The sequence below is a fragment of the Allobosea sp. OK403 genome, from assembly GCF_900113835.1.
Classification (GTDB): domain Bacteria; phylum Pseudomonadota; class Alphaproteobacteria; order Rhizobiales; family Beijerinckiaceae; genus Allobosea.
The window spans coordinates 906,256-918,286 of record NZ_FOQV01000001.1 but is presented as its reverse complement, the minus strand read 5'-3'; the positions used below and the strand labels follow the sequence as shown (position 1 = coordinate 918,286).

The window sequence follows — 12,031 nt, the reverse complement described above, 5'->3', positions numbered from 1 at the left end:
TTGTCCTTTGATGAGCTGTCAGGCGAGCTTCAGCGCCGCGACGATCATGTCGATCAGCTTGATGCCGACGAAGGGCGCGATCAGCCCGCCGATGCCGTAGATGGTGAGGTTGCGCGAGAGCAGCTTGGCAGCCCCGATCGCGCGATAGCGCACGCCACGCAGCGCCAGCGGGATCAGCGCGACGATGACGAGCGCGTTGAAGATCACGGCCGAAAGGATGGCGCTCTGCGGGCTCGACAGACCCATGATGTTCATTGCGCCGAGCGAGGGCAGGGCGACGACGAACATCGCCGGGATGATGGCGAAATACTTCGCCACGTCGTTGGCGATCGAGAAGGTCGTCAACGCCCCGCGCGTGATCAGGAGCTGTTTGCCGACCTCGACGATTTCCAGGACCTTGGTCGGGTCCGAGTCGAGATCGACCATGTTGCCGGCCTCGCGGGCGGCCTGTGCGCCGGTCTGCATGGCGACGCCGACATCGGCCTGCGCCAGGGCAGGCGCATCATTGGCGCCGTCGCCGCACATCGCGACCAGCCGGCCCTTGGCCTGCTCGGTGCGGATGATGCGCAGCTTGTCCTCGGGCGTCGCCTCGGCGAGGAAGTCGTCGACGCCGGCCTCGGAGGCGATGGCCGCCGCAGTCACCGGGTTGTCGCCGGTGATCATGACGGTGCGCACGCCCATGCGGCGCAGATCGGCGAAGCGGTCCTTGACGCCGGGCTTCACCACATCCTTGAGATGGATGACGCCGACCAGCGCGCCATTCTCGCTGACGGCGAGCGGCGTGCCGCCGGACCGCGCGACGCGGTCGACCGCCTGGCGCAGTTCGGCGGGAACCTGGCTCTCGGAGAGGTCGAGCGACCGGATGACCGCATCCACCGCGCCCTTGCGCCAGGACTTGCCGTCGGCATCGAGGCCGGACTGGCGTGTCGTGGCGCTGAACGGGATCGAGGTCGCTCCCGCCGGGACCTGGGCCGTCACGCCCTGATTGCGGGCGAGCTCGACGATCGAGCGGCCTTCAGGCGTCTCATCGGCAAGCGAGGCGATCAGCGCCGCGCGCAGCGCCGCATCGGGCCGCACGCCAGGAGCCGGCACGACCTCGACCGCCATGCGGTTGCCGAAGGTGATCGTGCCGGTCTTGTCGAGCAGCAGCGTGTCGACGTCGCCGGCCGCCTCGACCGCACGGCCGGAGGTTGCGAGCACATTGACCTTGAGCAGCCGGTCCATGCCAGCGATGCCGACCGCGCTGAGCAGCCCGCCGATCGTGGTCGGGATCAGCGTCACGAAGAGCGCGCCGAGCACCATGGGATCGAGCGTCACACCCGAGAACGCCCCAAGCCCGGTCAGCGTGACGACGGCGATCAGGAAGACCAGCGTCAGCCCGGCCAGCAGCACGGCGAGCGCGAGCTCGTTGGGCGTCTTGCGGCGGTCGGCGCCTTCCACCATCGCGATCATGCGATCGAGGAAGGAGGAGCCCTGCTGCGAGGTGACCTTCACCTTGAGCCAGTCGGAGACGACCGTGGTGCCGCCGGTGACGGCCGAGCGGTCGCCGCCGCTCTCACGGATGACGGGGGCGGATTCGCCGGTGATCGCAGCCTCGTTGACCGAGGCGACGCCCTCGATGATCTCGCCATCGGCAGGGATCACGTCGCCGGCCTCGACCAGCACGATGTCGCCCGGCACGAGTTCATGAGCCGGCGTCGGGACCATCGCATTGCGGGCGGCGTCGATGATCAGCTTGGCCTTGGTGGTGACGCGGGTGGCGCGCAGGCTGTCGGCCGCCGCCTTGCCGCGCCCTTCGGCGATGGCCTCGGCGAAATTGGCGAAGAGCACGGTCAGCCAGAGCCAGGCCGCGATCTGGATCGGGAAGCTGGCCGGCAGGCCGCCCGCGATGGCGACGCCGGCCGAGACGGTCGCGAGCGCCGCGACCACCTCGGTTGCGAGGATCACCGGGTTGCCGGTCAGTGCGCGCGGATCGAGCTTGACGAAGGCGCTCTTCAGCGCGGTCGTCACGACGCTCTGGTCGATCGCGCCGGATTTGACGAAAGACATGGACATGATTGGATTTCCTTTGTCGGCTCAGCGTGAAGCCGCAGCCGCAAGCAGCTGGAAATGCTCGACGATCGGGCCCAGAGCGAGCGCGGGGAAGAATTGCAGGCCGCCCAGGATCAAGACGATGCCGATGAGCAGGCCGACAAAGAGCGGGCTGTCGCTTGGCAAGGTGCCGGCGGTCGGCTGAAGCTTCGGCTTGGCCGCGAGCGCGCCGGCGATGGCGAGGACCGGCACGATATAGGCGAAGCGGCCGAGCAGCATGCCGATGGCCAGCGTCGTGTTCCACCAGGGGGTGTTGGCGGTGAGCCCGGCAAAGGCCGAGCCGTTGTTACCCGCCGCCGACGAATAGGCGTAGAGGATCTCGGAAAGCCCACGCGGCCCCTTGTTGAGCAAGCCTTCGAGCGCGACCGGCAGCACGGCGGCTATGGCGGAGAAGCCGAGAATGGCGAGCGGCAGGATCAGCACCGCCAGCATGGCGAACTTGATCTCGCGCGCCTCGACCTTCTTGCCGAGATATTCAGGCGTACGTCCGACCATCAGCCCCGCGACGAAGACCGCGAGCAGGGCCATCACCACCATGCCGTAAAGGCCGGAGCCGACGCCGCCCGGCAGGACCTCGCCGAGCTGGATCATGAACATCGCAACGCCGCCGCCAAGCGGCATGAAGCTGCCATGCATTGCGTTGACCGAGCCGTTCGAAGCGCCGGTGGTCTGCGCCGCCCAGACCGATGAGGCGGCAGGCCCGAAGCGGACTTCCTTGCCCTCCATGTTGGAGGGGGCGTCGGTGATGCCGGCCGCGATCATCGCCGGCTGCGGCGTGAGCGTCTCCGACGCATAGATCGCAGCGGCTGCGGTACCGACGAGGATGATCATCACCGCGATCAGCGCCTTGGCCTCCTTGCGCGCTCCGGCGATGCGACCGAAAGCGATCACGGTGCCGAAGGCGAGCGCGTTGATCGAGGTGGCCTCGATCAGGTTGGTGAATGGCGTCGGGTTTTCGAACGGATGCGCCGAGTTGACGTTGAAGATGCCGCCGCCATTGGTGCCCCACTGCTTGATCGCCTCCTGCGAGGCGGTCGGGAACAGCGAGATCACCTGCTTTGCGCCCTCGATGGTCGAGGCTTCGACATTGGCGAGCAGGGTCTGCGGCACGCCGGCCGCGACCAGCACAAGCGCGGTCACGATCGAGAGCGGCAGCAGCACGTAGAGCGTGGTGCGCGTCAGATCGACCCAGAAATTGCCGAGGTTCTCGCCGCGATCGGTGGCGAAGGCGCGTGCGACTGCAGCCGCGATCGCGAGGCCTGTGCCGGCCGAGACGAAGTTATGCACGGTCAAGCCAGCCATCTGGCTGAGATTGCTCATCGTCGCCTCGCCGGCATAGGACTGCCAGTTCGTATTGGTGACGAAGCTGACCGCCGTGTTGAAGGCGAGATGCGGCGACAGGCCGTCGAAGCCTTGCGGATTGAGCGGCAGCAGGTTCTGGAAGCGCAGCTGCAGATAAAGCAGCACGAAGCCGGCCGCGCTGAAGGCGAGCACGGCCCCTGCATAACCCAGCCAGTTCTGCCCCTTGTTGCGGTCGATGCCGAAGGCGGCATAGGCAAGCGCCTCGACCGGCCGCAGCACCGGATCGAGCCAAGTTCGTTCGCCCGCCCAGACGCGCGCCATGAAGATACCGAGCGGCCAACCCATGGCCACCGTCAACGCGATCGTGAAAACGATCTCGGCCCAGCCCCGCCAATCCATTGCGAGGTCTCCTTATGATTTTGAGGTCAGAAGCGGTCGGGGCGCAAAAGCGCGGCGACCATATAGACCGCCAGCCCGAGGGCAGCAGTCGCGTAAAGCCAGGTGAGCGCCATGATCGTCAGACCTTGCGCAGCAGCGTTGCGTAGTAACCGAAGAGCACGAAGGCTCCGGTTCCCAGCACGAGATAAAGGATGTCGGCCATGAGCCTTACTCCGGTCAGGTTAGACCGGAGAGATGGTGCCCGGAGGGCTCAAGGGTCGAGCCGGAAGGGCAGGGCGGTGCATAAAGGCGGCATAAAGATTGAAACGAGTCGCACCATGAAGCGGCGCGCATTTGATGTAACGCAACGACATCCGTTCGGAGTCCGAGCGAGGCTGTGCAGATGAGAACGTGTCCGGATCCGTGCGAAGGAAGAGATGTCGAAGCGACCCATCCCGAGAATGTGAGCGGCGACAGGGAAAATGCGGTCGGCGGGTTCTCCAGATTTCCATACTCGCAGGTTAGAACGGTTCGCAGACAGCCATGATTCACCGCGCCCATATCTCACCGGTGCGGCCCCAGCCCAGCCTCGAAGGAAGCCTGATGAAAGCGATCGCCTGCGCCATCCTGATCTCCGCCACCGCCATCCTGCCGGCTCTTGCCCAGGACATCAGCGCCGGCGAGCGCTCCTGGAATAAATGCCGCGCCTGCCATCAGACCGGCGAAGGCGCCAAGAACCTGGTCGGCCCCCAGCTCAACGGCCTGTTCGGGCGACACTCAGGCTCGGCCGAGGGCTATAGCTACTCCGCGGCCAACAAGGATTCCGGCATCACCTGGGACGAGGCGACCTTCGCCGAATACATCAAGGACCCCAAGGCCAAGGTCCCGGGTACCAAGATGATCTTCGCCGGCATCAAGAACGAGCAGGAGATCAAGGACCTCACCGCCTTCCTCAAGCAGTTCGGCCAGGACGGCAAGAAGCTTTAGGACGGAAAGAAGCTTTGAGATTGCGCTGAGGTTCAGCCAGAGCGCTCCGACTCAATCACTCCGAGGCAATCGTGCGTCCTGTGGCCATTGAAGGCGTGGCTCGCAGGGTCGCTGCCCAGAAGCCGATCGTCAGCGCGCTGATGCCTGCGCCGAGCAGGCAGAAATCGCTGTCAGGAGCTCGTCGCGCGATGCTCCCGGAATGCTGCCGCCAGCGTACGTAGCGCCTCACGGGATTTGGCGTCGGTGAGCGTCGAGTGCAGCACGATTTCGGACGATGGCAGGTCAGGCAATCCGAAGCGCTGGCTGACCTCCACCGTGCCGGGAGGAGCGAGCCGACAGGAGAAGGCCCCGATGGCGAGGCCGGCCGAGACGGCAGCCGTCACCACCGACGATCCGCCGCCGAGGAAAACTTCCGTCCAGGGAATGCCGGTGGCATCGAGCGCCTGGGTCGCGATATCCCGTACGCCGCAGGAGGGATCCAGCGCGGCGAGACGCACCGGCTCGCCCTGACTGTGCTCGAACTGCGGCGCCGCGAACCAGCCGAAATGCTCCGGCCCCAGAATCTCGCCGTCACGGCGATCATCCTCTCTGCGGATGATCGTCGCGTCGAGTTCGCCGCGATCGAAAGCGTCGAGCAAGCCACGGGAATTGTCGAGGCGCACTTCGATCGTCAGGCCAGGATCATGGGCGTTGAGCCGCGCCAGCTGGGTCGTCAGTTCAGGTCCCGCGACATGCGCGGCTATGCCGAGCGCAAAGCGGCGACGGCAGGCGGACAGCCCGGCGACAGCGCGTTCATGTGCGGCCAGAAAATCGCGCGCGCCGTCGAGGAACACCGCTCCCTGGGCCGATAATCGGACCGAGCGCGGGGTCCGCTCGATAAGCCGTTGGCCGATCCGGTCTTCCAGCCGCTTCAGCTTCACGCTGATCGCTCCCTGAGTGGTGCCGAGCGCGGCGGCCGCACGGGTGAAGCTCTGGAAATCGGCGATGGCGATGAAGGCCTGGACCGACTCCACATCCAGCGTGATCATCGCAATCATCCAATATTGTTGTCTCTAAAATATAAATACATCCAGTTTTGATGTGATCAAGCTCCCGCTATCGTGCCGCGCCACAGCAACATGCGGACCACGCCACGCAGCTCCTCCCGTCTGGTCGGATTTCGCCGTTGCCGTCCCAACGTCGAAAGGCCGATCGAAGCATGACCCTTGCCGTTCCCCTGTCCCCTTCACGCCGGAGCAGCGTCGCTCTCACCGCCGTCTGCCTTTCCTCCCTGATGTTCGGCCTGGAGATCTCCAGCGTGCCGGCGATCCTGCCGACGCTGGAACAGGTGCTGCATGCGGATTTCAAGCAGCTCCAGTGGATCATGAACGCCTATACGATCGCCGTGACCACGGTGCTCATGGCGACGGGTACGCTGGCCGACCGCTACGGCCGCAAGCGCGTCTTCCTGATCGGGATCGTCGCCTTCGGCATCGCCTCGCTCTTCTGCGGACTGATGCAGAGCGCGCCCGTTCTGATCGTCGCCCGCTTCCTTCAGGGCATGAGCGGCGGAGCGATGCTGATCTGCCAGGTTGCGGTTCTCTCCCATCAGTTCAGGGAGGGGCGTGAGCGCGGCATGGCGTTCGGCTGGTGGGGCATCATCTTCGGCATCGGGCTCGGCTTCGGTCCGATCGTCGGCGGGGTGATCGTCGCCCTGTCGAGTTGGGAATGGGTCTTCCTCGTCCATGTCGCGCTTAGCGTCGTGACCTTCCTCCTCGCCCTCCATGGCGTGCAGGAATCACGCGATCCCGGCGCGACGCATCTCGACCTCGCCGGCATTCTCACCCTGTCCCTGTCGGTTTTCTGCCTCGCCTTCTTCATCACGCAGGGGCCGGATCTCGGCTTTTCAAGCGCCGCAGCGCTCGCGATCCTCGGCGTCGCCGTCGCGAGCTTCATCGTCTTCCTCGTCGCCGAGAAGCTCAGCCCGAGGCCGATGTTCGATTTTTCCGTGTTCCGCATTCGCGCCTTCTCGGGCGCCATCATCGGCTCGGCGGCGATGAACATCAGTTTCTGGCCATTCATGATCTACCTGCCGATCTGGTTCCAGGCGGGGCTGGGTTATGACAGTCTGGCGGCCGGCTTGGCGCTGCTCGCCTACACCTTGCCGACGCTGGCGGTGCCGCCTTTGGCGGAGCGCCTGTCGCTGCGCTATCGGCCTGGCCTGGTGATCCCGGCCGGCCTGTTCATCATCGGCCTTGGCTTTATCCTGATGAAGCTTGGAAGCACGGCTGCGCATGCGAGCTGGCTGACGATGCTGCCCGGCTGCGTGTTAGCTGGAATCGGCCTCGGCTTCACCAATACGCCCGTCACCAATACGACCACCGGCTCGGTGTCCCATGAACGCGCGGGCATGGCGTCGGGCATCGACATGAGCGCGAGGATGATTTCGCTCGCGGTCAATATCGCGCTGATGGGATTCGTTCTGGTCGAGGGTGTTGGAGCATCGCTGGCGGCAGCGCTACCGGGCGATGCCGATGCGGTGCAATTGCGATCGCTGGCGGAGCGGATCGCATCGGGAACCGTTCTTTTACCGAAAGAGGGTGTTTCTGCCGCCGTTGTCCACCAGGCGCTCACCCAGGGCTTCGGCTGGGTCATGCTCTATAGCGGCATCGGCGTCTGGCTGCTTGCGGCGCTCAGCTTCGTCGTCTTCGGGCGCGGAGAAACGGCCTGTTCGTCGCGCGAATGACGTCCATCATTTCGCATGCGCGGTCGGATCGCTGAACGGCGCATCATACATCGCGGCAGTCGGAGCTGAATTGGTGGGCAGCGAACGACGAAACCGAGAACTAGAGCATTTCCGCGTTTCTCCGAATCGCAGAAATGCTCTAGTTCCTTGTTTTATCGCATTTTCTTCACGCGAACCGGCGTCCACTTCGCTCGAAAATGCTCTAGCCAATCTTCGCTCATTCCAGACCTGTTGCCTGTGCATTGGCCGTCGATCGGATGACTTGGGAAATTCCGATCGTTCGGCTCGGACGGCTCGCTGCTGAAAGAGGCCGCAATCGATCCTACCATGTGATCAGCGGCGCTTTGCGCAGCCACGTATCTGCGGTGAGTTGCTGTACGACGAACTCCGCGACATCGGATCGGGCGATGGTCCCGCCATGGACGCCTGACAGGTCGGTCAACGCCTTGACGTGACCGCGCGCCGGCTTGTCGTTGAGCACCGTCGGCCGGACGATGGTCCAGTCGAGCGTGCTGGCGCGGATCGCATCTTCCTGGCGATCCTTGTCTTCATAGACCTTCCGCAGCATCAGAGGCAGGAACAGCCGGTCGAAGAAGAAGCCACCATGGCCGCGGCTGTCGCCGGCGCCGAGGCCCGTGATGCACACCAGCCGGCGGATGTTCTGATCCGCCATGACGCCGACCAGCGCGCGCGTCGCCGTCGAGAGCAGGGTCACCTCGCGGAACGGGCTCATGGCCGTGCCCAGCGAACTGATGACGGCATCACAGCCGGCGAGGGCGCGGGTCAGCGCGGCGGGATCGCGGGCGTCGCCTTCCACGAGTTCGACACCGGCAAGGTCTGCCTTTGCCTTGGAGCGAACGAGCGCGACGACCTCGTATCCCTTTGCGACGGCCTTGCTGACGATCAGCCTGCCGGTGGCGCCGGTGGCGCCCAATACCAGAACTTTCATGTCAAATCTCCGAAGCTTTTGCTGATGGACAGGGACGCATCGACGAGCCACTGGCGAAGGACATCACCGATGCCGTTCGCCGACCCACCGCGCCACGGCCTCCGCCGTATCCTGGGGACGGGTGTTGAATGCGATCGCCGCCTTCGGTGCGCCTTGGTGGATCGCGTTGACAACCCGCTCGAAGAACAGCAACCCATTGGGCGGGATGCGCAGGCCGCCACCGATCACGACGCAATCATAGTCCAACCTCGCCAGCTGCGCGGCCAATGTTGCGATGCCACTGTCGTCGGGAGCGATCATGCAGATGTCGCCGTCCCAACCGCGCTCCGTCATGGTCTTCTCAGCGATGTCGATGCCCGCCTGGATTTTTTCAGCATCGAACCCCGGTGGCAGGGAGGGGTCGGAAAAGTCGACGGTGTCCGGCTTCTGCCCGACAAACAATACGTGTGTCATGATCAAGCTCCTTTGACTGAGTTGGAGGGGCGTCTTCGGCCAGGGCATCGAGCCGCTGGGAGCAAGATAGCCGTTTCATTATCGTTTAAGAGACGCCAGTATCGAGATTGCCTGTCTCGAATACGGAACGCGATGATGGATCTTCAGGCTTTGTCTGATTTCGACCTTGTCGCTGCCCATGGCGGGTTCGGCCGCGCTGCCCGCGTCTCCGGTCGCTCAAAGGCCACGCTGTCGCGGCGCGTCGCCGAACTCGAACAGAGCCTTGGCGTGCGGCTGATCGAGCGTGGATCCCAGAGCCTGCGATTGACGGATGAAGGACGGGCGCTTCATCAGCGCACGCACGGACTGCTGAGTGAAATCACCGAGGCCGGAGAGGCGGTCGTCCTGGGCGCATCCACGCCGAAAGGCAGGTTGCGGGTGAGCGCACCGATGGTCTTCGCGCATGTCGCGTTGCCCCGGATCGGCGCGCGCTTTGCTCTGGCCTATCCGGAGGTCCAGCTCGAAATCGTTGCTGAGGACCGCAAGGTCGATCCGGTCGAGGATGGCTATGACCTGATCATCCGGATCGACCCGTCGCCGGACGAACGCCTCGTCGGCCGCCGTTTCCTCAACGATGAACGCCTGATCGTGGCGCCGCCTGATATGCCGCGTCCCTTTCCAGGGGTGGATGGCGAGGAAACGACGGTAAAGGCCGTCCTGCTCTCCGCGACACCGCCGACGACCGTCTGGCGGATCGGTTCGGGAACGGAGGCTGACATCGTCCTGAGGCCGGACCCGGTTCTCCGTCTCTCGTCCCTTATCATGGTCCGCGACGCCGTGCTGGCGGGCGCGGGTGCGGCCTTGCTGCCAAAGCTGCTCGTTGCCGACGATATCGAGGCCGGCAGGCTTGCTTATTGGGGACCATATGCCGGTCCGCCGGTGGAGATCTGGGCGTTGCAGAGTTCACGCCGCCTGGTCGGCGCCAAGGTGCGGGCATTCCTCGAGGTGGTGGAGAAAGCCTTCCCGGAAAAGGTCTTCATCGCGCCAATATGAACGACACATCGGGGGGGCGTCTCAACCCTTAATCCGAATGGCCTGAATCAAGTGGCCGATTCAGGACGAGCCGGAGATAGACGTCATTCCGGCTTCGTGTTCGTGCGCTTGATTGGAGGGCCTCAACGGTTCGCGTCGTAGCGCAGGCGGCTGTCGTGAATGGTTGCGAGGCGTGCGACCGCCGATTGTTTTAGTTGCCGCACGAGCTCGGACGAAGATCGCCGGCTGCTCGTCGAACAGGGCCTGTCGAAGGGGGGCGATCTTCTGCGGACAATGCCGATGCTTCAGCTTGGACGGAAATGACGTTCGGCAATGGCGGCGCTTGCGTGGCCATGCGCGGGATATCGTACCATGGCGTACGGTCGGCGGGCCTGGCGGAAGGGGTGGGATTCGAACCCACGGTGGGCTTGCACCCACGGCGGTTTTCAAGACCGCTGCCTTAAACCACTCGGCCACCCTTCCGGTGTGCTTGTCATTGCCGGGCGCATGGCGTTTTGGCAAGCCCGCTTATCGCCCTAGTGAAACGCACGCCATATCTGCCTTTCTCGGTGTGGCGGAAAACTCCGGCCAAAACCGAAAAACCTCTGCAATAGCAGGATGATCCGTTTCACATGGCTAGGTCTCGGTCGCTGGCGGAGGCGCGGGGCGCAAGCCCGCATGCCCCGCCTTGGCGACCACGTTGCAAGGCTGCCACGCGCGCCCAAAATCGCGCCTTGTCCCCATCCCAGGTTGACACCAGCCGCATTTCCGACACCTTTGTGCCCGCCCAAGAGCACATGGGATGTCGTTAACGGTGTCGCGATCCGCGATCCTCCGCTTAACGAACTCTTAATCGGATTGTCCGAAAACTTCGGTTTCGCCGCTGTTGCGGCTGGCCGGTCTTTTGAGTTTTTCGGCGCAGAAAGCGGAACGACGGAATGACTCGAGGCGCATGCTCATCGGTCCCGGAATCGCCCTCCGACGCGTCCGAGCCAAGCGGCCTCAGCAGTTACACCCTGACAACGCGTGTCATGCGCATTGGTTGCGTCGCGCTTGCCGGGCTTTTCGTCGCCAACTGCGCAGGCAATCAGGTCGCCCAGCGTGGCCGCTCCAAGGAAATCGGTGCGTTCCCCCAGTCGAAATACGGCCCTGCCAGCCCGCGCGTCGTCGCGGAGGGCGAGGAAGTGCCCAAGGGCGGCGGGCGCCAGTTAATCGGCAAGACCTATTCGGTCGCCGGCAAGCGCTACACGCCTTATGAGAAGCCGGTCGGCTACACGGCGGTCGGCACCGCCTCCTGGTATGGCGAGGCCTTCCATGGCCGCCGCACCGCCAATGGCGAGGTCTATGACCGCAACGGCATCAGCGCAGCGCATCCGACCATGCCGCTGCCGGCCTATGCCCGCGTCACCAACGTACTGAACAACCGCTCGATCATCGTGCGCGTCAATGATCGCGGTCCCTATCACGGCAACCGCCTGATGGACGTCTCGCAGAAGACCGCCGAGGCACTGGCCTTCCGCCATCTCGGCACGGCCCGCATCAAGCTCGAATATCTCGGCCAGGCTTCGCTCGCCGGCTCCGACGACAAGCTGCTTCTGGCGACATTGCGCACGGACGGACAGCCTGCCGCGATCCCGGGCACCAGCGCCCCGACCATGGTCGCAAGCACCGCCCCGACAGCGACGGACCGCTACGCCAGCGCCAATCTTGACGAGGCGCCGGTCGAGCCCGCCCGGGCCGCCGTCTCGCAGCCGATCGCGCAGGCCTATGCCGCCGAGCCGGTCCGCACCATCGCGCCGAGCGCCCCGGTCGCTGCCAGCATGGTCTTGACCGCGTCCTCGAACTCGGCCAGCGCAAGTTCCGCCAGTGTGGGGGTTCCGGTCCGTGGCGCGCCGCTGCCGCCTAACCGCCCCTTTGATCTCGACACCATCGCCAATGCCGGCAAGCCGGTCGTCATGCAGCCGCGGGCCATGACACCGCTGCCGCCGGTGCGCACCAATGTCGCAAGCCTGTTCGCCGCGCCTGAGCGCAGCCCGACCCAGCGCTTCTCGAACGCGCATCCGCTGGTGCGCGATCTCTCGCCCCAGACATTGCAGTCGCTTTCGCGCAATTGAAGCCGTTCGGGCTTGACCGCC

The 12,031-nt window shown here is 64.8% G+C and carries 9 protein-coding genes and 1 tRNA gene; 4 read left to right on the top strand and 6 right to left on the bottom strand.

Translation table 11 applies throughout. The annotated features are described in order from the left end of the window. Positions 1-18: 18 nt before the first annotated feature. The gene (gene kdpB, locus BMZ97_RS03925) at positions 19-2,049 is read right to left on the bottom strand and encodes a potassium-transporting ATPase subunit KdpB (RefSeq protein ID WP_244546262.1); all 2,031 of its coding nucleotides are present in this window, start codon (positions 2,047-2,049) and stop codon (positions 19-21) included. Between the two features lie 27 nt (positions 2,050-2,076). Continuing rightward, the gene (gene kdpA / locus BMZ97_RS03920) at positions 2,077-3,792 is read right to left on the bottom strand and encodes a potassium-transporting ATPase subunit KdpA (RefSeq protein WP_092165666.1); all 1,716 of its coding nucleotides are present in this window, start codon (positions 3,790-3,792) and stop codon (positions 2,077-2,079) included. A 582-nt stretch (positions 3,793-4,374) separates the two neighbouring features. On the opposite strand from kdpA, the gene BMZ97_RS03910 reads away from it, so the two are divergent. Next, positions 4,375-4,758 carry a c-type cytochrome gene (locus BMZ97_RS03910; RefSeq protein WP_092165664.1) on the top strand — a complete coding sequence of 128 codons (384 nt, stop codon included), beginning with the start codon at positions 4,375-4,377 and terminating at the stop codon, positions 4,756-4,758. Positions 4,759-4,928: 170 nt separating this feature from the next. Here BMZ97_RS03910 and BMZ97_RS03905 read toward each other — a convergent pair whose 3' ends face one another. After that, positions 4,929-5,786, bottom strand: a complete 858-nt coding sequence (locus BMZ97_RS03905) for a LysR family transcriptional regulator (protein WP_175525415.1) — start codon at positions 5,784-5,786, stop codon at positions 4,929-4,931. A 170-nt stretch (positions 5,787-5,956) separates the two neighbouring features. Here BMZ97_RS03905 and BMZ97_RS03900 point away from each other — a divergent pair, with 170 nt between their 5' ends. Beyond that, positions 5,957-7,483 (top strand): MFS transporter, encoded by a 1,527-nt coding sequence (locus tag BMZ97_RS03900; protein WP_092165660.1) that lies wholly within the window; start codon positions 5,957-5,959, stop codon positions 7,481-7,483. 322 nt (positions 7,484-7,805) lie between these two features. Here the strand turns inward: BMZ97_RS03900 and BMZ97_RS03895 are convergent, their stop codons facing one another. Both BMZ97_RS03895 and BMZ97_RS03890 read right to left on the bottom strand, forming a co-directional pair. Next, positions 7,806-8,432, bottom strand: coding sequence for an NAD(P)-dependent oxidoreductase (locus BMZ97_RS03895; protein WP_092165658.1), 627 nt, complete (start codon positions 8,430-8,432; stop codon positions 7,806-7,808). A gap of 63 nt (positions 8,433-8,495) precedes the next feature. Further along, complete coding sequence (locus BMZ97_RS03890) at positions 8,496-8,885, bottom strand: hypothetical protein (protein WP_092166599.1); 390 nt, start codon at positions 8,883-8,885, stop codon at positions 8,496-8,498. A gap of 135 nt (positions 8,886-9,020) precedes the next feature. Here BMZ97_RS03890 and BMZ97_RS03885 point away from each other — a divergent pair, with 135 nt between their 5' ends. Then, complete coding sequence (locus BMZ97_RS03885; RefSeq protein ID WP_092166597.1) at positions 9,021-9,917, top strand: LysR family transcriptional regulator; 897 nt, start codon at positions 9,021-9,023, stop codon at positions 9,915-9,917. A 372-nt stretch (positions 9,918-10,289) separates the two neighbouring features. Here the strand turns inward: BMZ97_RS03885 and BMZ97_RS03880 are convergent. Beyond that, positions 10,290-10,379: transfer RNA gene (locus BMZ97_RS03880), tRNA-Ser, on the bottom strand. A 548-nt stretch (positions 10,380-10,927) separates the two neighbouring features. Between BMZ97_RS03880 and BMZ97_RS03875 the strand changes: the two genes are divergently transcribed. Continuing rightward, positions 10,928-12,010: a septal ring lytic transglycosylase RlpA family protein gene (locus BMZ97_RS03875; RefSeq protein WP_092165656.1), complete on the top strand. Its 1,083-nt coding sequence runs from the start codon at positions 10,928-10,930 to the stop codon at positions 12,008-12,010. Positions 12,011-12,031 lie beyond the last annotated feature (21 nt).